1 protein-coding gene is annotated in these 876 nt (G+C 67.4%); it reads right to left on the bottom strand.

The window, feature by feature from the left end; genetic code table 11:
• Positions 1-786: molybdate ABC transporter substrate-binding protein (modA, locus tag JK359_RS38510; RefSeq protein WP_201844389.1), on the bottom strand; the 786-nt coding region annotated here is incomplete at its 3' end.
• Positions 787-876: the final 90 nt, after the last annotated feature.

The following is an 876-nucleotide window of genomic DNA, read 5'->3' as shown; positions in this document are numbered from 1 at the left end:
CTGACCCTTCGCGGACTGCACGAGCGCGATGAACGCCTTGGCGGCCTCGGCGTTCTTCGCCTCCTTGAGCAGGGCGATCGGGTAGTCGTTGACGGCCTTGGCGGATTCGGGGAACTCCACACCTTCCACCTTGTCACCCGCCGCCTTCACATCGGTCTTGTAGACGACCGCCGCGTCTGCCTCCTTCAGCACCACCTTGTTCAGGGCGGACTTGACGTCCTCCTCGTAGGAGACGGGGGTGAGCTTGAGACCGCTGGCGTCCAGTGCCTTCTGGGCGGCGGCACCGCAGGGCACGGTCTTGTCGCACAGGACGACCTTCAGGCCGGGCTTGGTGAGGTCCTTAAGGGAGGAGACCTTGTCGGGGTTGCCCGGCAGGGCGGCGATCTCCAGCTGGTTGCGCACGAAGGTGGCCGGGGTGCCGACCGCGTCACCCTTGTCCGTCACGATCTTCATCGTCTTGGGGCTGGCGGCTGCGAACACGTCCGCCGGGGCCCCACCGGTGATGCTCGCGGCGAGGCTGTCGCTGCCGCCGAAGCTGAAGGTGACCTCGGTGCCCGGGTGGGCCTGCTCGAACTCCTTGCCCAGGGTCGTGAAGCTCTCCTTGAGCGAGGCGGCGGCGAAGACCGTCACCGTGCCGGACAGCTTCGGCGAAGAGGACACCGAGGCGCCGGACTTCGAGGGCGAGGAGTCGTCGGAGGAGGAACATGCGCTCAGGGCCAGCAGGGCGGCGGCACCCACGCCGGTCACCTGAAGCATCCGGCGGGTACTGCGCGCGGAACGGGTCATCACGGGTCCACTCCCTCTGGTCCTGAACGGACTCATCTACGGTCTCTCGACGACCACGTCGGTCGACTTGATCACGGCACACGCCGGAGC

It is taken from the genome of Streptomyces actinomycinicus (assembly GCF_016741775.1).
Lineage (GTDB): Bacteria > Actinomycetota > Actinomycetes > Streptomycetales > Streptomycetaceae > Streptomyces > Streptomyces actinomycinicus.
Note: the sequence above shows the minus strand (reverse complement) of the source record. Positions and strands in the feature narration are given on the sequence as shown.